Genomic DNA, 19,076 nt, shown 5'->3' with positions numbered 1-19,076 from the left:
CGCGCAGTCGCTCGGCACCAGCCGGCGCACCCTCGAACGACGAGTCCGTGCGGCGCTCAACCTCACTCCGCTCGGCTTCGTCCAACGGCTTCGCATCGAACGAGCTCGGCACCTCTCAGCAACCACGGACCTCACCTCCGCCGAGATCGCGCTACGGGTCGGCTACGCGAACGCCGAGACTCTGCGCTCCCTCCTGCGCAGGGAGCGATGCCGTTCCTGACCTATCGCCATGCCTGTAGCCGGTGTCCTAGCGCTCGACTGGAACCACCTCTCAGCACGTCGCGTCGACGCTCCTGCGTCGCCCCTGGACGACCCACTCGACACGCCCGCAGCACAGGCCATGTGACGTGCCCCGGCTTCCCGGACGGTCGGGGTTGGGTGGCTGTGATGTCGCTGCGTTCTCGTCGAGGGGTCAGCAGACCCGATCAGGGTCGATTGGGATGAGCCGCGAAGGCGGTCAGGTCAGGGCGGCCGAAGCCGGCCGGCGGGGTAGCGTCGGACACGTCGAGGTCTTTCGGATGGATGGCGTAGGAACCTCCATCGTCGGGAGACCTCGACGTCTACCTGCGGACCGACGCGCCCGGCCGACCTACACCCTCATCTGGGAAGAGCCGGCAAAGTCCGTAAGCAGACAACGCCCTGCGTGCCTCGGCACAGGCAACGACAGTTTCTGTGCACGTGCAGTACGGGGATCGAGAACATGGGGTGAAAGTTGGGCGTCGACGGTGACTTCGATGAGCGTTTCGGCTCACTGAGCTCAGTTTTTCAGCCGATCGTCGACTCGAGGACCGGGCTGGTGGTTGCCCACGAGGCACTGACCAGGTGGCCGGCCTTCCCCGACACGTCGCCGGAACAGATCTTCGACATCGCCCGCACGATGGGAATGGCCGAGGAGTTGGACCGTAGATGCATAGCCTCAGCAGTTGCTGCAGCGGCACAGTTCACCCCCGCCGACCACCCGCCGCGCACGTTGTTCGTCAACATAGAAGCCGACGCAATGTCCTCCGAGAACTCGTCGACTTCGGCCCGCCGCCTCAGCGAACTGTTGCGATCAGGCGGCTCGCAGATTCGGCCCGTCGCGGAATTCGCTGAACGCTCCCTGCTCACCGACCCGGCGCGATTGCTCCGGTCCGCTGACCGACTCCGGCGCGACGGCATCATCATCGCTCTCGACGACGTCGGTGCCGACCCCGACTCGATGGTGGTCCTGCCCCTTCTCGCACCCGAGGTGATCAAACTCGACAGATCGCTGCTCGACGACGACCTCCCCGGCGACAAGCTCGCCACCTTGCTCGCCGTCCTTGCCTACGCGAGCCGGTTCGATGTCGCACTCATCGCCGAAGGAATCGAAACCGAGAGACAGAAGGACAAGGCAATCGCGTGGGGTGCCGCTTACGGACAAGGATTTCACCTCGGGCGGCCCGCCCCCTCGACGCATCCCCGACGTCGTCCTTTCCTATGCTGCCACGCCCTCCTGCGACGAGACCGTTGACAGAGATACTCGACGATCGCGCCACCGACACGACGTCGATCTCGCTGCTCACGTTCATCTCCGATCACCTGCTCGACTTCGCAATGACCACCACCGAAACTCTGACGATCGTGATCGCATTCCGAGAACCCGACTTGTGCACCGCCGACATGGCGCGAACGCTGCAGCATCTGGCACGCAAGCACCCGTATGTGAAGGCACTCGGCGCACCTCGTGCACTGTTCACCGCCACCGACGGGGTACGTCACGCTGACCTGGTTCAACCTTCGGAAAGAATCGGTGCCATCGCCGTTATCGGCCAACGGTTCTACTGCGCCCTGGTCGCTCGCCCGCTCGACCCCGACGCTCCAGCGTCGTCGTCGAATCAATGGAGCTACTTCTTCACCGTCGATTCAGCCCAGGTCTGCACTGCTGCACACAGGCTGATCGTGGACAGTACGAGTCCCACCGAACCTGCATCCGAACCGCATAAGTCCAGCGGGCTGGGCTGAGACTCGAAGTTCAACCGTGCTCAACGCCGATGTCTCGGCGAGACATGCACTCAACTGGTAGTACTCGGGCCGACGTCCGTAACACCCTCACAACCGGCGCTGCACAAGTCGAGAACGGTGTATTTCGAGCTCGTGGCGATCGGTCCGTTCGCGGGTGGGAGGGTCGAGCATCTGCCGGAGCGTTCGATCGTCGACCGGACACTGCACCGCGCCGACCCGGCAGCCCGCAGATCGGCGTGCCGTCGGTGACTTGTCGTCGATGTGGCAGGTTGACCGCATGACGTGAAACGGCGCGCGTGGCGGCGGGGTCTCGGTGCGTGGATGTCTACCCACGCACCGAGGTGCATGCCGGTCGATCAGTAGCGGTGCTGTGCTTCGTTCTTGGCGTGCTGGGCCTGCTGCTTTACAGAGGGCGCGTTGGCGGCCTGTTCCTTGATCCGGGGCATTTCGTCCTCGGCCTTGGTCAAGTAGCCCTCCCAGCGCTTGGCCATCGGCTGGACGAGTCCGCCGCCGACACCGACGACGAGAATCCCGCCGAGTGTGGCCAGGACGGCGATCAGGATCGGCGTGGTGACCGTGGTGGCGACACCGATCTGGTTGAGAGCTGCGATGACACCGAAACCGAGGATGAACACCGACGCGATGTTGGCGAGGGTCTTGCCGTAGGACAGTCCGCCGAGGGAGTTCGAGATCAGCTCACGTACTGCGGCTGCGATGGCCGAGGCAACCACGATGATGATGATGGCCACGATCAGGCGCGGGAGGAACGCGATGATCTGGCTCAGGAGCACGCTGATCGGATTAGCGGGGAACACCCCGAATGCCAACTGCAACACAAACAGCACCAAGGCGTAGTAGATGATCTTCGAGACGACGTCACTGGCATCGTATTTGCTGTTCTCGAGTGCTTTCTTCACTCCGCCGCGTTCGACCGCACGGTCGAATCCGACGCGTTCGAGGATGGCCGAGAGAGCTTTTCCGATGGCCTTGGCGAGGACGATTCCGATCACCAGGATCACCAGAAACAGCAGCAGTTTGGGCACGAACTCTGCGATGGTCGACAGAGCGTTGTTGAGTGCTTCGGACATAGTTTCCAGTACTTTCTGATCGTGTGAACGGTGACGAACCGCAAGGGGTCACGCGTCGAGCCTGCGTAACCGCAGAACCGAGGATGAACTCGGCAGCGACACGTGCAGGTGATGACTTTGCGACTTGTCACCGAAGGGCGGTGTGCGCGGGGCGGTCGGTGCGCGCCGCACACAGGCGAAGCGGCCCCCAGTGGGGAGTATGCTTCGCGGTCGACCCCGGGCACCCCCCGAATCTGGAGGTGCGCGACGCCATCGCGTTCGAAGCCGACCTGTTGTGTGACGACGAGAGCGACCCACACCGTACGCAATAGTGATACAGATCACATTATGTGGTCGCTTGCTGGGCTTCGAGCGACGGCTGTAGCTCGACGAGGTCGAGAGCATTGCAGGGTCGGGGTGTCGCCGCCGAAGACAATGCCGCAGCTCGTACCTGCCGATGAGCGGTTGGATACTGCTCTGGAGCCGACACCGGCGGACATGCCGGGGCATGGCACTGACACTGACACTGACATCGGGGTCGGGCGCGGCGGATCTCGGGTGCGAAGCAACTATCCCGGTGCAGTGGTGGTCAGTGTGTCGATGATGTCGTGGGCGATGTCGCGGAGTTTGCGGTGCGAAGTCTGCGATTGGGAACGCATGAGCGCGAACGCGGCGTCGGCATCGATGCGGTGCAATGCCATGAGCATGCCTTTGGCCTGTTCGATGGGCGCACGATGTTCGATTGCTTCGCGCAGAGCGATCGATACTTCGGATGCGGACTTGAAGCGTGCGTAGTCACCGATCGCGCGTGCGGTGGCGGTGGTGAGCACATCGAGGACGTCGGCGTCGAGTGCGTCGAATGCTGCGGGCGCGCGGCCGTAGAGGTTGAGCGCACCGAGAGTGATGTCCGCGGTACGCAGCGGCGCTGCGAGAAACGAGTGGATGCCTTCGCGTGCGGCGTCGGCGGCGAACCCCGGCCAGCGCTGCTCGCAGTGATCGACATCGACCAAGACGATCTCGCCGCTGCGGGCAGCGTGCAGGCAGGGCCCGTCACCTGCGGCGTATTGACGAGCATCGACCTCGAGGGTGCGATCGTCGGTGTGGACTGCGGTGTAGATGCTGCCGCCGAGTTCGATGGTGACTCCGGCACTGTCCGCGCCGTCGATGGCGTCGGCGGCGACCTCGACGATGCGCTGCAGGAGCACGACCAGATCGTCTTCGTCGGATATCGATCCACCGAGCGCGATGAGCATCGCTCCGAGCTGCGCCGGGTCCAGGCCCTGCCTGGCGGCGGCTGTGGCGATATCGGAGGCGTCGTCGGTGGCACCGATCGGTGTGGCGGCCAGGATGGAAGCGCTGGTGGCATCGGTGTTGTCCATGGCCCCTGATGAAAGCACACGCGTGGAGGTGAAGCGACGCCAGACGGCACGGGAGTGATGGTCGGTCTGGAAGTACATCGTAGAAAGCGAAAATAGGCGGCGGCTGACCGCCGGTCACGACGTCAGCGGATTGCCGTCCACGATGTCGGTGACTGCGACATCGACCGCAGGACCGCCGCGGGTAGAGCTACTTCCGTCTCCGGAGCCGACCGGAGTTGTACCCATGATGTCGTCGACGACATCGAGTACGGTGCGGCGGATTCGGTCGGCGAGGATGTCGAGTTCGCTGCCGTATCGGGCGGTGAGTTCGACCCTGATCGTGCGCAGGTGAGCATTGTCGGTGAGCACCTCTATGACACGCGGGACGCAGATCTCGTCGAGACGCACTGCACGTGCGATCGCGCCGCGAAGAACGAGATCGCTGACCGCGAGTGTTCCGAGGGCCGAGGTGTCATCGCTGACCCCGGTCTCGCTCATGTCGATCGGCCAGCCTCCGCGCGGGGCGGCGCGAACGGCGTCGACCACCGCGCCGGCGATTCGGTCCCACCCAGGTTCGGGTAGCTCTCGCAGGACGGTGAAGGCTCTTGTCCAGAATGCAGCGACAGGATCGTCGTTCATCGCCACCTCATCAGTCGTTGACTCAACATCGCGCGGGCGCGACGATGCTGGCCCCGCACAGCATCGGGACTCAATCCCAGAGCGGCTCCGATTTCCGGAAAAGTGTGCCCCTCGATTTCCCGTAACACCCATGATGCACGCTGACGCAGAGGAAGCTCGGCGAGTGCGGCTTCGAGTGCCTCGACGAACTCCGCGTTGGAGGCGAATTCGAACGGGTCGACCGCCCGGGGATCCGCGAGGGGCTGGAGCAGTTTGTCGTCGACAGGTTGGGCATGTTTGACGCGGGTGGAATCGATCACCTTGCGCGAGCAGATGGCGAACAACCAGGTCCGCACCGCGGAGTCGCCTCGGAAGCTGGACAGTTGTCGCCACGCCGAGACGAACGTGTCCTGTACGACCTCGTGGACCGCGCCCTCGTCACGCAACATTCGCCGCGCATATCGATGCAGCACAGGGCCGTGCCGCAGAACCAGGGTCTCGAACGCGGTGCGGTCCCCGGCCACCGCAGCGTCGACCAACACACGGTCACTGACCTCGGAGGAGACAGATAGCGACGGCAGAGAAGAGCGTGGTGTCATCGCGGCACTCCTGTCCCATCGACGCCGTCGTGGGTATGAGGCAAGTGCGGCGCACCGAGGTCGGCTGGCCCGTCCACAGAGATCTACACCCGCGACCCCGACCTCAAACGTGATCTAGATCACATCAAGCCGGTGTCCGGTCCGGCAGGTTCGATCCGTCCTCCCTGATGTACGCCCACTTGCCTCCCCTCGGAAGGACCATTTTCGATGACCAGCACCACGCCCACCGCACCCGCAGTCACCACGGACGAAGCAGGCTCATCGCGTAGTTCGGCTCTGGTGAGCAGTCAGGGCAAGACATCGATTGCCGACACGGTGGTGTCCAAGATCGCCGGGCTTGCCACCCGCGAGGTACACGGGGTCTACGACCTCGGCGGGGGCGCATCCCGCGTCGTCGGTGTCCTGCGTGACCGCATTCCAGGTGCGTCGGTCAACCACTCGCAGGGTGTCTCGGTCGAGGTCGGAGAAAAGCAGGCCGCCGTCGACATCGACATCGTCGCCGAGTACGGAGTAGCCATTGCCGACCTCGCCGCCGGTATTCGCCGCAACGTCATCGCAGCACTCGAGCGGATGACCGGCCTCGAGGTCACCGAAGTCAACATCGCTGTCCACGACGTACACCTCGACAACGAGTCGGATGACAAGGACAGTGAAGAGTCCACGATCACCCGGGTGCAGTGACTTCGGCGAAGCAACCCGCGGGCGCTGACGAGGTCGACCTGCTCGCTGCAGCGGTGCGCGCGGTCCCTGGCGTCGCAGCCCTGCATCCCGGAATGTTCGGGGAGGTCGGAACCTACCTACCCGGTCGCCGAGTGCCGGGGATCCGCACCGTCGGTGATGTCACCGAAGTGCACGTGAGCATCGTCTTCGACGCCTCGGTCCGCGACACCGCCGTCCGTGTCCGCAGCGTCGTGTCCGCTCTGACCGGCGGCACGGTCGACGTCACGGTCGAGGACGTCGTACCGGGGTCGACAGCCGAACCCGTCGACAGCGGACCTGCACGCGAGCGGCCGTGACGGAGCCGGCGTGCTCCCTACCGTCCCCGGACAGTGACGCCGGTGATGTGGGGAGATGGCTGACCCACGGCGACCGATGCACCGCCCGACGTAGTGCAGCGCAGGCACTGCACCCCGACGTCGGGGGATCGGCGACGGCGCTCGCTCGCGCGTTCGCCGAGATCGATGCCGCGTACGGAGGTGGTGTCTACTGCGCCGGTGTCGTCACCACCACCGCGGTGCACCGCACCAGTTGCGGCCCGATCCGCGCCATCGTCAGGGTGCGACAACTACGTATACGCCGCATCGACAGCCCCTGACACCAGCCCTTGACAAGGCGCTTGCTGCAGGCCTCCGGCTCGAATCATCACCTGCCCATCAGGCCCGAATGTCCATCCACGCTGCTTCACTCGACGAAGGATCACCATCATGACTACTTCCACAGTCGGCCTGCTCGCCGGCCTGCTTCTGGCGATCGCCGCTGCGGCCGGCGGATTCGTCGGGTTCGTCCTCGCCCTACTGCTCGGCGCAGCCGGTTATGCACTCGGTGCCCACCGCGACGGTGAACTGGACCTCGGTGCACTCCTACGAGGCCGCGGCCGTGGCTGACGTGGCCCATCCCTCGAGCCCTCTCGCGTCGGAGGGGTCGCGAGAGGGACAGGGGCGTCAGATGGCAGCGCCATCGAACCGCGGCACGTTGACCGTCAAGGACAAGGTCGCGCAGCATCTCGCCGTCCGCGCCGCCCTCGACACCGCAGGAGTGCGCACTCACGCCGGCGGACTCGACAAGCTCACCGGCCGCGAACTGCCGCGGGTCGACGTGAGCGTGTCCGGTGACCACGTGCGTGCCACCGTCGACATCGCGGTGCAGTGGCCGCAGCCGCTCACTACTGTGACCGCGGCAGTACGCGCGAACGTCACCCACGCGCTGTCGACCTGGGCAGGTCTGACCGTCGACGGCGTCGATGTCAGCGTCGCCGTCGTGGTCACCGAACCAACGGTGAACGGCGATATCAGAGTGGAAAGAGTGACATGAGCCCCCGGCACAACCTCATCGACCCTGACCCTGACCCCGACCCCGGCGCCGGCGCCGCGCGGCGCACCGCTGCTCTCCCCGCGTCGACCGACAGATCCGACAGCGAAGCCGACCCCCAAGCGGGCACGCACCTCGACAACGTCGCGGTGTTCGATCCGGCGCCGGGGCGCACCCCCCGCGCCGTACCCACTGCCGCCTACACCGGCCGCCCTGATCGCAGTACTGCTGATCGGCGTCGGTGCCGTGGGAATCCATGACGGCGTAGTCGCCGCCGGCTGGATCTCCGGCCGGTCCTGGACCGGCGCGGCCATCGACTCGATCGATGGTCTGAGCCCCGCAGGCGCGATGATTCCCGCCGGCATCGTGGCCGCGTTGATCGGATTGTGGCTGGTGCTGACCTCACTGTCTCCCAGGCGCACGAAGGCAGTCGACATCGATTCGGCCACAGCACTGTTCATCGAACCGTCCGATATTGCCCGGATTTCCTCGATCACCGCCGAATCGGTCTCCGGGGTGTTGTCCGCGCGCACGAGTGCAACCCGCACGAAAGTCGCCATCCAGGTCGAGACCACCGGCGACGCAGCGACACCCGGCGCTGTCGCCGATGCGGTACGCACCGCACTGACATCGCTGACGCCGGTACCGAAAGTATCTGTCCGCACCCGCACCGGAGGAACCCGATGACGCGCACATCGATCGCACTGGACCGCCTCGCGACCTTTCTGCTCGGGCTGGTCTTGATCGCGGTGGGTGCCGGAGCAGCAGTGTGGGCAGCAGCGTCGGTATGGAACATCGAAACGCTGCGCGGGTTGCCGGAGCTGGTTACCGCGCCGCAGATGGTGAATGCATCGCAGGCCCCCTGGTGGCCCTGGGCGGCAACAGCGATCGGGGCTGTTCTGGTTCTGTCGGGTCTGCGTTGGCTCACCCTGCATACTGCCGCGCCGAAGGCGAAGACACTTCAGTTGGAGGGAAGCGGACCGGAGGGTCGACTCTGCGCCGACCTCGGTCAGGTTGCAGCCGGTGCGGCGCGTGTGCTCGCGCAACGCGCCGACATCCACTCTGCACACGGTGCAGCGATCATCGACCGCGGAGTCCGGACATTCGACTTCGAGGTCACCGCAGACTCTCCCGACGACTTGGCAGCCGTCGCGGCTGCAGTCGATGCGGTGTGCCGCGACGCAGTGTCGATGGTCGGGGACCCTTCGCTCGCCACGTGCACCCGTATACGTATAGCCAAGACCGCACACAATGGTCGCCGCGTCAGCTGAGCGACGCGCGGCGCGCCCGCGATCGGGAGCAGCTCAGGAATGATGTGCTGGACCTGACCCACGTCTGCTGCGCAGATGACCGCGGCAGTAGCGGTCCCTGTCGGCAGGCAGACGTCGTGGTGGACGTCCATGGCCGCATGCGCGGCTTCAGGGTCCGTCGCAGACTGTTCTGTTTCCTCCCGACTTCTTGGCCCGGTACATCGCCTGGTCGGCGCGCGTGATCAAGTCGTCGATGTCGGACGCGCCCGGCACGGTCCTGCTGGGTGCGGCCGAGGCCAGCCCGACGCTGGCGGTGACCGTGCCCGACCGATCGATGCTCTGCCGTATCCGTTCGGCCAGATCGGTGGCCGTGGCTACCGGCAGGCTGGTGGCCACCACGAATTCTTCACCCCCCATCCTGGCGACCAGCTCCGAGTCCGAACATGCCTCGGTGACGATGCGAGCGATCCGGCGTAGCACTCGATCACCGTGATCGTGCCCGTGGGTGTCGTTGACAGATTTGAATCGATCGAGATCGATCATGAGCACCGCCTGAATACCTACTCTCGCTGCGGTCGGACAAGCCGGCCGCATGCGGTCGCCGACGGCTGCGCGGAAGCCGCGACGATTGAGCAATCCCGTCAATGGATCGTGATGGGAATTGTGCGCACCTCGGCGCAGCGCACCCTCCGCGATCTGGGTGAAGATCGGAGCTGCGCCGATCACACTGAGTTGCACCACCAGCCGGGAGATGTAGAACCAGAGGTCGATGTCGGTGGTCCACAGCGACAACGCGAACAGCACCACCGTGACAGCCGCAGCCCAGCACAGGTGCACGATCAACAACCGCGCGCCGTGAAAGAACGCGACGTAGACACCGATGAAGGCGAACCATCCCGTGCCCGGCGACGCTGCGGCAGGTTCGGTGAAAGTGAACAGTGATGCAGCGATGATCAGATCCGCCCCGGCGACGAAAACGATCGATACCCGCTCCGACGGCCATGGCCGGGCGATCCAGCATCCCGCCGCAACGAAAGTGCTCGACGCTGCCGCCGCGAGGACGAACACGGCGACCGGTGAGACCGGGCACAGGGAGCTGGCCATCATGAACACAGCCCACACGCCGAACGCGATGCAGCCACTTGCTACGCCGAGCTGCGCCGGTCGTTGCAGTGATCGGGATCGTAGAAACAGTACGATCCAGGAATAATCCGAGGCCCTGAAGGGTCGCGCGGAAGGCGGCGACCCGGTCACCGCCGGATCCCTGCCATGGGGTTATCGCACGAACGAGCGCTCATCGCCCAAGATTCTTGCAGGTGATCCGGTCGTAGACAGCGCGAACGACGTCCCGACCAGGCACGGGAACTCGGAAAACGACACATCCGGGGCTGACTCGAGCCGCACGGGGCGAGACGCTGCGGGCGGTGTGGGTGCCTCAAGTCAGGGTGAGCGCAGAGGCAACGGCTTCCGGGTCGGCGACCACAGCGACGGATTCGGACATACTGGACAGGGCGACCTCGGGGTCTTTGAGCCCGTTACCGGTGACCGAGCACACGACCAGCGATCCCGGTTCGATCCACCCGTTCTGCACTGCTTGCACAAGCCCTGCGATCGACGCGGCCGAGGATGGCTCGACGAAGATGCCCTCGGCTCGGGCGACCAGACGATACGCGTCGAGAATCTCGGCATCGGTGGCAGCGCAGAACATTCCGTTCGATTCGCTCTGCACGCGACGCGCGGCCTGCCACGACGCCGGCGAACCGATCCGGATGGCGGTGGCGATGGTGTCCGGGTTCTCGACCACCGATCCTGTGACCAGGGGCGCGGCACCTGCGGCTTGGACCCCGAGCATGCGTGGCCGTGAGTCGATGATCCCTGCGCCGAGATAGTCGCTGTATCCGAGCCAGTGGGCGTGGATGTTGCCGGCGTTGCCGACAGGCAGAACGTGGACCTGCGGCGATTGCGAGAGAGTGTCGCAAATTTCGTAGGCGGCGCTTTTCTGGCCGGCGATACGGTCCGGGTTGATCGAGTTGACCAGACCCACGGTCGGAAATGTCTCCGCCAACGACCGAGCAACGGTGAGGCAGTCGTCGAAGTTGCCGTCGATCTGCACGATGCGGGCACCGAGGATGTGCGCTTGGGCAAGCTTTCCCGACGCGATACGCCCTTGGGGGATCAGCACCGCACAGTCCAAGCCGGCCTGTGCGGCATACGCTGCCGCCGAGGCCGCCGTATTACCGGTCGAAGCGCACAGTAGCAGCCGGTCGCCGCGCGATCTGGCCGCGGTGACCGCTGTGGTCATCCCCCGATCCTTGAACGATCCGGTCGGATTGGCCCCTTCGACCTTGAGGTACACCGTGCATCCGGTGATATCCGACAGATACCGTGCATGCAGCAGCGGGGTCGAGCCCTCACCGAGGCTGACCACCTCCCCTGCATCGGCGTGGGAGACCAGATCACCGAACCGGGCGATCACCCCGCAAGGCCGGACAGGATGCGGCGGCGAACCCGAAGGCGATACGGCTGCGGCAGACTCACGATGATTGTTGGTCACGTCGATACCGACGAGCGGACCAGCCGAAACCGAACGGAGAACCACGAACTTTCCGCGACGCCGAGTACCGACCTGTATCGAACCGGCAAACCTCGGACATCGCGCAGGAAGCAGCCCGGCCAGGGCGCATCGGCGGAGATCGTTGGCAGGCGAGGCGGGCCTCACCTCGACGAACTGTGTCCTATATCACTGCCTCGGGAGGTTCGGTCCTCGACGTCGCGGGCGTCCTACCGTGTACAGAAGAATTTCGAGGAAAGAGGCCCCCGATGCCGGATCGAGAACGCGATGACGACCACGTCGCCCAGCGGGCAGCCGAGCAGTCGGCGGGACCGGCAACCGGCGACGGAGCGCGCGCAGCGAGCGGTGTCCAGCACCCCCGATCAGGGGAAGGCAGGCATGCACTTGTCGACCCCACCGAACCTATCGAACCCACTGCTGATGGCCGCCGGACGGTCGGCGGCTCCGCCGGTGAAGCCGGATACGGAGTCGGTTCGGCTGCACACCACGCGGCTCGGAACGGTGACGTTGTCGGTGGTGCGCAGTCCACTGCCGAAGCGCAGCTCGACGATGTCAGCACTGCTGACACCTCCGACGCCGTGCGGTCACAGCAGGTGGGGCTACTGATCGGTATCGTCGCCGCGGGCATGATCACCGGACTGATACTGCTGCACCGGATTCGCCGACACCCGCGTACACGTACACGTGTGCCTGCACGCAGCCGGAAGTTGTCAGGGTCACTCCCCATCGGGCGATGACCAACTGTCGTCGGACGCGGCGACGCCCGTCCAGGGAAGAAGGTTCGAGCAGGCGAAGAAGTCGAGGAAGGGCCTCATAATCCGATGTATCCGGTATTGATTGGCGTTGTTGCAGTGTCCCTGATCGTGCTCATCGGCGCACTGTTCGTTCTCGTTGTCGGAGAAGCGATTCAGGTGACCCGGTCGGTACGGGCGTCCAGACGACGGTCCCGAGCGAGAACAGACGCGAACCTATGACCCGTGCCGGAGTGTGGGTGTGGGGTGCCCGGTAGATGCGGGTGTCCGAGCGCGGCTGCCTATTACACTACGGACCCGCAGCGCAGCGACCGAGTGTGCAACATCGAGGTCAGGAAGCCGGGTGGTGTATTGATCTCGAGCATTGCACACACTTGCGTGCACCGGTTCCGGTACGAATGTACCGGCGCGCCGCGGTCGTCGGCTGATCTGCGGTGGACCGAACGACCCACGGTCTTCACTACGGCTCGGGCGTCGATGGAATCCGCGGCTCACGGATCGGGTCCATGGATAGGATGTCTTCTGGTGCAGGTACTTCGGGTGAGCCGAGGTGAAAGGTGTTGAGTGTGTCATGAAGAACGACGCGGCCGGTTCCGGCCCTCTCGACATCGCAGTCGAACGAGTCGGAACTGCAACCGTTCTGTCCGTACGCGGTGACCTGGACCTGCGCACCACCCCAGACCTGATCGTGTCGATCGATGCCGCAGTCGCCGAGGCCACACCATCGGCCCTGATCATCGACCTCACGAAGGTGTCCTTCCTCGCCGCGGTTTCCATGACAGTTCTCATCGACGCGCACCTGCGAGTGCAGGGGGTCTCGAAGTTCGCTGTGGTGGCCGACGGTCCCACTACGAGTCGGCCGCTGATACTGATGGGGCTGAACGAGACCTTCGCTCTGCACGCCGACCTCGCGGACGCCCTGACATCGCTGACGCCGTGACGAAAAGTGCCAGGTCACTAGACGAAGTACGTGCCATGACCGCAGGACCATATCGGTGATCATGACCGTTCACTCACACAACAGGTCCGACCCCGTGCGGCAAGACGGCCCTGCCAGATGACCGACGCGAACTCCGGTTGCAGCACAGACCGCACGCCCTCGCTACGAGAGTTGAGCGCGCTGCTCGGTTCTCACCGACGATCCGAACTAACCGATGTCGGGCTTGTGCTGGGGAACCTCGTGCCGGACCGGTTGCACGGCGAGCACACTTCACTGTCGATCGCGGCCTACGAATGTCCGAGCACGACCGCCGCGCATCCGTCAGCTGTGATCGGTCGCAGCGAGGCTGCCCGACTACTGCTGGATCTGTTCGAGGACGTCGGGGATTATCTGCTCGAACATGTCGGTCACCGTGGCCGCGAACACCGACCCGTCCGCGGTGACGATCGACTGCGATGTGATCTGTTCCTGGTCGCTGCGGACCGCACCCTGTTCGGGGACAACCTCACCGTGCGGTGCATCCTGACCGATGGCATCGGCGCAATGGTCTCGACCACCGAAGAACGATTCGTCGGCCGACCGAATCATCGCGGTACGGCGACAAGCGCTCACGAGAAACCAGAACAGCCCCACCGCTGACCTTGCATGATGCGGTAGGGCTGTCTGTGTGCCCGGCAACCTCTTCCAGGCACCGGGCACAACGACTGCCGGGCCACCTCTCGGACCGGCAATCCACACGTGCTGCAGAACCTGCGAACAGTCGCAGGCAACAACGCACGTGTCCTGTACATCGCAGGGCAGGCCGGGCCGTGTTACTCCACTTCACCGCCTTTCCGTATCGGAACGAGCCCATCCCCGCTATTTGGAATCAATGGCTTCCACTCCTGGTTTGCGCACGCTTGCTCACTTGTCGATGTCTCGGGCCACGTTGGTTCGAAACCGAGAACTACGGGGCTTTGCCAACGCGGTGCCGGGTGCGCGGCCCCGTGGATCGCCGGGATCTACCTACCGCCGGGGTGGGCTGTCAGCGTCGGAAGCCGCGATCGGGCCTCCGGGACTCGATGTCGACGAACGGGGTGAACCATTCCGCGGGAACGAGATTGACTGCACCAGGATGCGGTTTGGTGTCATTGTCGAACAATGTGAGCACATCGTGGTCCTGGAACAGAAAGTCCAGCGGACCTTCCCAGTCGTTGTCGTTGTCGTGCGCGGCGATGTCGCCGACCAAATCCATACGGCGATCGGACTCGTCGGTGGCCATTGCCCGTGCTCGACCGAGGACCAGGTGGAGCGCCATTTCCTCTCCGGTGCAGACCGGATCCGGGTCGATACCGGCCTGAGCCTCGAGTGCGAGATCGTCGAAGCATCGGGCTTGCTGACGCCACCAGGACGCCGACTGCTTCCACGTCAGGGGAGGGAACTCACTGAGAATCGAAATGCCGTGCGCTGCCTCCTCGGGGCGGCGATGAAGATCAGGGTGGCGGCGAAAATCTTCGATCGCATCGTAGACATCGTCGGCGAGAGTCCATGCAGCCACTTCGACGAACCGGCGCTGTCGCGGCGTCAGTTCGATCACCAGACCCTCGAACACCTCGTCGTCATCGAGATCGGTACCACGATTCGGGTCCCCGACCTGTTTGTGGCCACCGCCGAGCCGAGAAGAGCGGGTTCCGAAGGTCACACGAACGACCACATCGTCTCCGTTGTCGTCACCGCCCGCAGTGCGCGTGACCTCGAGTCTGCTCGCACCTTGCCGATCAACGCCACCTGTGTTGGGCGAGTTCATGATCGAACTGTAGGACGATGCACGGTGCGTCGAGTGCCGCCACACCGTCCGAGGGTGGATCAATGCTCCGGGCAGAGAGCCTGAAACAGCCCCCCCGCGCGTCGGTAACGATGCCCGCTCTGCCAGTGGTGCAACAATTGCCTGCAGCATTGCACGACATAATGTGAAACACGACCGGCTTCTCGCCGATCGCGGGGCTGACCCGAGGAGCGTGCCAGCCTAGAAAGTTCGACGAATGACCGTCGAGGAGGCAAGCCCGTGCGCAACCGAACTCGATCGGTTAGGTCGACCAGCCAGGCGACTGCACACTCTGCTGGCGTTTTGCGAGTGAATGCCCCTGGTCTACTGATATTTCGAGTCAGAAGACCAGCTGCGCAATCGCTCATCCTGCTCTCGTGACAGGGAGGCGTGTGGTGGACCCAGACAAGCGCGACATCGTGGAGACCGGTGTGCTGACCGGCGTCGGTGACGCTTTCGGCTATGAAGCGGGGAGCTGGCAAGTAGCCTTGCATATGCGGCGGCATTCACGGCTCGGACCGCTGGCATCGACGACAGGACATCACAATGGGCTACCGAATCCGTTACGACGGAGTGACCTTCGAGGTCGATGACACGACCGGCAAAGATTTGCTCGACGAACTGGGTAAGGAGGTCGAGGGTCTTTTCCAGCTTTCGGGGCAGTCGTTCATCACGATCGGGCGCGGTATTCCAATCGCCATCGAAAAATTTTGAGGACGGTCGTAGCTGGCTGCACCGCGGTCTGTCGATGCCTGCTCCGACCTCAAGCCCCTAGCGCCGGTGAGAAGGAACGAAGGCATTATCCCGGTGCTGAACAACTAGCCGGCGGCGACGGTGACCCATTCGGGTCGGTCGGTCAGTTGTCAAGGTAAAGCTTACGATGGAGCCGATCCTCTCGCCGCTGGCGCGCCTAACTGCGAACGACACCGTCGAGGCCCCCCGTCATCGAAGCGAACTCGGTGGCCGGCCGCACACCCTGACCCTTGAAGAGCGGGCACCTACTCCAGGTTAACGAAACGCGACAGTTTCGTCAGCCATTCCTTGCGGACGATCGTCGCGGCGGCGCTGGCCTTGTTCAGTGCGCCGTCTGGTCGGACTCCATGCTCGTCCAGTCATTCACGCGAATGACTGTTGCCGGAACCAACTAGAGCCCGGCTGCGTCCAAACAGGTATGGACCACGACGAACGAGCCACCGTCCGAGACGAAGGCCACGACCCCGACCACCCGACCGTCGTCACAGCTCTCGACCAGGTCAAACGCACCCTGGGCCTGTACCGGCATCTCGCCTGGACCTTCACCTCGGCGGACCTCGACGGCCACGCCGTTCCCCGCTGACCGACCTCACCAGCACATTCGACAACTCGAACGGGTGTTCGATACTCTGGCGGTAGTTCCTACCGGCACGGCGAAAGGTCGATCCCATGGCCACCGTCGACGCGATCGAAGATCTCACCGGACTCGACAAGAGCGCCCAGCTGGACGTCCTCCGTCGCCGGATGGCCACCGTCCCCGGTGGCCGCCGCGACCACGCGCTTGCCGACCTGCCCACCATCACCGCACCCGATCGGGTCGAACCCCTCGATCGGGTCACGCCGGTCGTCGACGACGATCCGGAACCGCTCATCGCCGCTGTACGCGGCAAAACCCTGCGGACCATGCCCGTGCCCCGTCCACTGGCCGAACTGCTCCCACGCGGTGCCCTCGCCCGTGGAACCGCCATCACCGTCACCGGCGCCGGATCGATGATGATCGCCCTTATTGCCGAAGCGTCCGCCGCCGGCCATCACGTCGCCCTCATCGGCCAACCGAGGCTGAGTTTGCTCGCTGTCCACGAACACGGTGGCGATCTCGCAAAAGTTCATCTTGTGAATCCAGGATCGACGGACCCTCTCGACGCCGCCTCGATTTGTCTCGACGGGGTAGATTTGGTCGTGACGACCGTGCACGGCCGTGACGTACCACCCACGCGCGCAAGAGCTTTGCTTGCCAGGAATCGTCGGCACGGCAGCATTCTGATCCTGACGGACGGACACATGCCGGGTATCGATCTCACCATCGCATCGACCGTCCACAGTTACGGCGGCATCGAGCAGGGGAGAGGTCGAATCCGGTCGATCACCCTCGAAACCGCCGTCCACGGCCGCGGAACGCAGCACCGCACCGGCCGCTACACCCTCACCGCCCCAAGTTTCGGCGAGCACGGTCTGCGCTGGACACCCGCGCCCGCCGGCGACCTCTCCGGCCGACGACCACTCGCGGCCGCGCAATGACTACCGACAACTCCGCCGGCATCTTCGACTCCTGGCCCACCACCTTCGAGCCACCCACCCGCCGCATTGTCGATCCACCGATGTCGGTGAAAGTGAATGTGGCGCTCGCGATCGGTCGATCCGGTGGCGGACGCTTTCGCGACACCACGGCTCTCAAAGTGAGAGCCGAGGGCTTGGCCATGGACACCATCGTCGAGGGAACCTTGTTCGCGTGGGCCCGGACGAGTGTGGGGGATTGACTTGCGAGCGTGACGTTTTCGATACCCACGGGCAACAAGATGGGGCGACTCGACCTCTTATGACGGTCGTTCATCTTGTGTCTATTGTCCAAGGTTGATTTAGAGGCTGCCTGCGATCAACGACTCCTGCGGCTGTGTGCGGACTCGATCGCCTGCCCGGGAGAAGCGTGCCGCCGGCTGGAAGGTGCGCCCCTGCTCGGGGAGGTCGAAGCGAACGAGGCCAGGTGTAAATTCGAGACGGTGAATGTCCGGACGTGGCAACAACTCACAGCGCGCAATGCCGCGGCGACCGACCTCAACATGTCAGGCTCGCTGCACGTTGTCGGTGTGACCGACACAGGTTTCGTCGACGACCGTTTCGAGTTCCGCTACGGCCGGGGTGACCGCTGGTGGGTCGAACGCAATGGCGAGATCGTCTACTCATCGTCGAGCTCCACTGATACGGTCCCCGTCGCCCGCATCGATGGACAGATGGTCCACCAACGCACCACCAGCCTGATCCGCCTCGGCGCACTGTTCACCCCGCGAGATCTCTTCGGCCCGCGTTCACTCCTGACTCGGCGCACACCACCTCAGCACGTCACCCAGGGCCCGACGGCGATCGACCACGCTGGCCGTCCGGCATGGTCGACCGAGCTGACATCGCCCACTGGACTCACCACGACAATCGTCATCGACGATGGAACCGGCCTCATCGCGAGCCTAAGCAGCCGCGATCACAGCAAGGCGCTCCACCTCGAGAAACTGACCGAACACGCTGAACTGCCCGACGATCGATTCGCGTGGGACGGTGACACCATCGAGTCGAATGATCTGAGGAGCTTCCGGCTGTCCTGGTAGCTCACTGCCGAGTGACCCTGGCTGGTACGTGGTATCCGATCTGCATGCAGACGTGCGCGTATTCCTGCATGCACGGGTCGACGTGCGGATGTGGTCGATCCGTGCGCAGATCAGTTCTGGGGCGGGCAGCATGGACGACCATGGGCGATGTCATCGAGTTTGTGCCGCGGTTCTCACTGACTGATCGGCAGCGGGAGTTGTTGCGGATCCACGCGTGGGTGTGCGCCGACATGGCGTACGACGACGTCGAGGAGCGCGGTGATGATCCGGTCGACACGGTGCGGTGGTGGTATTTGTTGAACCGACTTCCCGAATGCACATTCGCCGAGTCCGCTCTGTGGCGACGTCAGATGGCCCGATCTTTCGACGACTTGGCTCAGGACCTCGACGCCGGTCGGCTACCCCGGCCTCACACGATCGCCGAACAGCTCGCGCTCATGATCGTCATCGCCCAAGCCGCCGCAGCGCTAGCCGATGAGGTGTACGGCGACGATGTTGCCGTACTGGCGTCCCATCCGCGGGACGTCGACTGGGACGCCGTCACAGACGTTCTGATGGGCGACCGCGATGTCGAGGTGTTCTATCACCCGGCGACAGCGGCACACGGTCTACGTGTCTTTCCATGCGATACGTGGTTCACGGCCATGGACGGACACGAGCCACGTGACCCTCGGCGGGGATTTCGACGGTAGAAGCCTCGGGTCATCGCGAACACAACTCGACCAGCAACTTGCCACTGTTCGGCAGGTCTTTGA

At 64.4% G+C, this 19,076-nt stretch carries 26 protein-coding genes; 18 read left to right on the top strand and 8 right to left on the bottom strand.

What is annotated here, in order from left to right; translation table 11 throughout:
* The 3 genes from AB0P23_RS24265 to AB0P23_RS24255 all read left to right on the top strand — a co-directional run.
* Nucleotides 1-220, top strand: a 220-nt coding sequence (locus tag AB0P23_RS24265) for a helix-turn-helix domain-containing protein (RefSeq protein WP_363799666.1), incomplete at its 5' end; no start/stop codon positions are given.
* Nucleotides 221-712: 492 nt separating this feature from the next.
* On the top strand, nt 713-1,492 hold the full coding sequence (locus AB0P23_RS24260; RefSeq protein WP_363799664.1) for an EAL domain-containing protein: 780 nt from the start codon (nt 713-715) through the stop codon (nt 1,490-1,492).
* Nucleotides 1,489-1,983, top strand: coding sequence for a hypothetical protein (locus AB0P23_RS24255; protein ID WP_358373969.1), 495 nt, complete (start codon nt 1,489-1,491; stop codon nt 1,981-1,983). The genes AB0P23_RS24260 and AB0P23_RS24255 overlap by 4 nt, the downstream gene beginning before the upstream one ends.
* A gap of 356 nt (nt 1,984-2,339) precedes the next feature.
* Here the strand turns inward: AB0P23_RS24255 and AB0P23_RS24250 are convergent, their stop codons facing one another.
* The 4 genes from AB0P23_RS24250 to AB0P23_RS24235 form a co-directional block, all read right to left on the bottom strand.
* Nucleotides 2,340-3,071, bottom strand: a complete 732-nt coding sequence (locus AB0P23_RS24250) for a hypothetical protein (RefSeq protein ID WP_008720716.1) — start codon at nt 3,069-3,071, stop codon at nt 2,340-2,342.
* A gap of 548 nt (nt 3,072-3,619) precedes the next feature.
* A complete protein-coding gene (locus AB0P23_RS24245) occupies nt 3,620-4,429 on the bottom strand; it encodes a GAF and ANTAR domain-containing protein (protein WP_363799661.1) in 810 nt (269 codons plus the stop codon).
* A 114-nt stretch (nt 4,430-4,543) separates the two neighbouring features.
* On the bottom strand, nt 4,544-5,047 hold the full coding sequence (locus tag AB0P23_RS24240; protein WP_008720712.1) for a hypothetical protein: 504 nt from the start codon (nt 5,045-5,047) through the stop codon (nt 4,544-4,546).
* Entirely contained in the window at nt 5,044-5,625 is a 582-nt protein-coding gene (locus tag AB0P23_RS24235; RefSeq protein WP_363799659.1) for an RNA polymerase sigma factor, read from the bottom strand. Before AB0P23_RS24235 ends, AB0P23_RS24240 begins: the two co-directional genes overlap by 4 nt.
* 207 nt (nt 5,626-5,832) lie before the next feature.
* Between AB0P23_RS24235 and AB0P23_RS24230 the strand changes: the two genes are divergently transcribed.
* From AB0P23_RS24230 to AB0P23_RS24200, 7 genes are all read left to right on the top strand, one after another.
* Nucleotides 5,833-6,306, top strand: coding sequence for an Asp23/Gls24 family envelope stress response protein (locus tag AB0P23_RS24230; protein WP_363799657.1), 474 nt, complete (start codon nt 5,833-5,835; stop codon nt 6,304-6,306).
* Nucleotides 6,303-6,641, top strand: a complete 339-nt coding sequence (locus AB0P23_RS24225) for a hypothetical protein (RefSeq protein WP_008720706.1) — start codon at nt 6,303-6,305, stop codon at nt 6,639-6,641. Before AB0P23_RS24230 ends, AB0P23_RS24225 begins: the two co-directional genes overlap by 4 nt.
* Nucleotides 6,638-6,940, top strand: a complete 303-nt coding sequence (locus tag AB0P23_RS24220; RefSeq protein ID WP_008720704.1) for a hypothetical protein — start codon at nt 6,638-6,640, stop codon at nt 6,938-6,940. Before AB0P23_RS24225 ends, AB0P23_RS24220 begins: the two co-directional genes overlap by 4 nt.
* A gap of 109 nt (nt 6,941-7,049) precedes the next feature.
* The gene (locus tag AB0P23_RS24215; RefSeq protein ID WP_032375671.1) at nt 7,050-7,229 is read left to right on the top strand and encodes a hypothetical protein; all 180 of its coding nucleotides are present in this window, start codon (nt 7,050-7,052) and stop codon (nt 7,227-7,229) included.
* Nucleotides 7,230-7,290: 61 nt separating this feature from the next.
* Nucleotides 7,291-7,656, top strand: coding sequence for an Asp23/Gls24 family envelope stress response protein (locus AB0P23_RS24210; RefSeq protein ID WP_052063198.1), 366 nt, complete (start codon nt 7,291-7,293; stop codon nt 7,654-7,656).
* A 243-nt stretch (nt 7,657-7,899) separates the two neighbouring features.
* A complete protein-coding gene (locus AB0P23_RS24205; RefSeq protein ID WP_363799656.1) occupies nt 7,900-8,340 on the top strand; it encodes a DUF6286 domain-containing protein in 441 nt (146 codons plus the stop codon).
* Nucleotides 8,337-8,924, top strand: coding sequence for an alkaline shock response membrane anchor protein AmaP (locus tag AB0P23_RS24200; RefSeq protein ID WP_363799654.1), 588 nt, complete (start codon nt 8,337-8,339; stop codon nt 8,922-8,924). Before AB0P23_RS24205 ends, AB0P23_RS24200 begins: the two co-directional genes overlap by 4 nt.
* Nucleotides 8,925-9,071: 147 nt before the next feature.
* On the opposite strand, the gene AB0P23_RS24195 is transcribed toward AB0P23_RS24200, so the two are convergent.
* Both AB0P23_RS24195 and thrC read right to left on the bottom strand, forming a co-directional pair.
* Nucleotides 9,072-10,010: a GGDEF domain-containing protein gene (locus tag AB0P23_RS24195; protein WP_358373954.1), complete on the bottom strand. Its 939-nt coding sequence runs from the start codon at nt 10,008-10,010 to the stop codon at nt 9,072-9,074.
* Between the two features lie 328 nt (nt 10,011-10,338).
* Nucleotides 10,339-11,379, bottom strand: coding sequence for a threonine synthase (gene thrC, locus AB0P23_RS24190; RefSeq protein WP_363799668.1), 1,041 nt, complete (start codon nt 11,377-11,379; stop codon nt 10,339-10,341).
* Nucleotides 11,380-11,723: 344 nt separating this feature from the next.
* On the opposite strand from thrC, the gene AB0P23_RS24185 reads away from it, so the two are divergent.
* Nucleotides 11,724-12,212 carry a hypothetical protein gene (locus AB0P23_RS24185; RefSeq protein WP_363799652.1) on the top strand — a complete coding sequence of 163 codons (489 nt, stop codon included), beginning with the start codon at nt 11,724-11,726 and terminating at the stop codon, nt 12,210-12,212.
* A gap of 586 nt (nt 12,213-12,798) precedes the next feature.
* A complete protein-coding gene (locus tag AB0P23_RS24180; protein ID WP_008720689.1) occupies nt 12,799-13,167 on the top strand; it encodes an STAS domain-containing protein in 369 nt (122 codons plus the stop codon).
* A gap of 354 nt (nt 13,168-13,521) precedes the next feature.
* On the opposite strand, the gene AB0P23_RS24175 is transcribed toward AB0P23_RS24180, so the two are convergent.
* Both AB0P23_RS24175 and AB0P23_RS24170 read right to left on the bottom strand, forming a co-directional pair.
* Complete coding sequence (locus AB0P23_RS24175) at nt 13,522-13,779, bottom strand: hypothetical protein (RefSeq protein ID WP_363799650.1); 258 nt, start codon at nt 13,777-13,779, stop codon at nt 13,522-13,524.
* Between the two features lie 412 nt (nt 13,780-14,191).
* Nucleotides 14,192-14,953, bottom strand: coding sequence for a hypothetical protein (locus AB0P23_RS24170; protein ID WP_363799649.1), 762 nt, complete (start codon nt 14,951-14,953; stop codon nt 14,192-14,194).
* A gap of 564 nt (nt 14,954-15,517) precedes the next feature.
* Between AB0P23_RS24170 and AB0P23_RS24165 the strand changes: the two genes are divergently transcribed.
* The 6 genes from AB0P23_RS24165 to AB0P23_RS24140 all read left to right on the top strand — a co-directional run bounded on the left by AB0P23_RS24165 (nt 15,518) and on the right by AB0P23_RS24140 (nt 19,013).
* A complete protein-coding gene (locus tag AB0P23_RS24165) occupies nt 15,518-15,685 on the top strand; it encodes a hypothetical protein (RefSeq protein WP_198289539.1) in 168 nt (55 codons plus the stop codon).
* 457 nt (nt 15,686-16,142) lie between these two features.
* Complete coding sequence (locus AB0P23_RS24160) at nt 16,143-16,307, top strand: hypothetical protein (RefSeq protein ID WP_157226229.1); 165 nt, start codon at nt 16,143-16,145, stop codon at nt 16,305-16,307.
* An 86-nt stretch (nt 16,308-16,393) separates the two neighbouring features.
* Nucleotides 16,394-17,242, top strand: a complete 849-nt coding sequence (locus tag AB0P23_RS24155) for a hypothetical protein (RefSeq protein ID WP_008720684.1) — start codon at nt 16,394-16,396, stop codon at nt 17,240-17,242.
* Nucleotides 17,239-17,481 (top strand): hypothetical protein, encoded by a 243-nt coding sequence (locus tag AB0P23_RS24150; protein ID WP_363799647.1) that lies wholly within the window; start codon nt 17,239-17,241, stop codon nt 17,479-17,481. The genes AB0P23_RS24155 and AB0P23_RS24150 overlap by 4 nt, the downstream gene beginning before the upstream one ends.
* A gap of 327 nt (nt 17,482-17,808) precedes the next feature.
* Complete coding sequence (locus AB0P23_RS24145) at nt 17,809-18,321, top strand: hypothetical protein (protein WP_363799645.1); 513 nt, start codon at nt 17,809-17,811, stop codon at nt 18,319-18,321.
* 140 nt (nt 18,322-18,461) lie between these two features.
* A complete protein-coding gene (locus AB0P23_RS24140) occupies nt 18,462-19,013 on the top strand; it encodes a hypothetical protein (RefSeq protein ID WP_015586183.1) in 552 nt (183 codons plus the stop codon).
* Nucleotides 19,014-19,076: the final 63 nt, after the last annotated feature.

The organism is Rhodococcus sp. NPDC077669 (assembly GCF_040686915.1).
GTDB classification, from domain to species: Bacteria; Actinomycetota; Actinomycetes; order Mycobacteriales; family Mycobacteriaceae; genus Rhodococcoides; species Rhodococcoides fascians.
Note: the sequence above shows the minus strand (reverse complement) of the source record. Positions and strands in the feature narration are given on the sequence as shown.